Genomic DNA, 255 nt, shown 5'->3' on the forward strand with positions numbered 1-255 from the left:
CCCGGATGCCGACGATCTCGACTTCCTCGCCCACCTTCACGATGCCGCGCTCGACGCGGCCCGTCACCACCGTGCCGCGGCCCGAGATCGAGAACACGTCCTCGATCGGCATCAGGAACGGCATGTCAATCGGGCGCTCCGGCTGCGGGATGTAGGCGTCCACGGTCGCCATCAGCGCCAGCACCGCCTCCTTGCCGATCTTCGGCTCCTTGTCCTCCAGCGCCATCAGCGCCGAGCCCTTGGTGATCGGGATGT

Annotated in this window: 1 pseudogene; it reads right to left on the reverse strand. The window is 67.5% G+C overall.

Features of this window, described 5'->3' with window-relative positions:
• Positions 1 to 255, reverse strand: a pseudogene (gene tuf / locus ACLBXO_RS32335) (elongation factor Tu); the annotation flags it as partial.

Source organism: Methylobacterium sp. C33D (genome assembly GCF_053345825.1).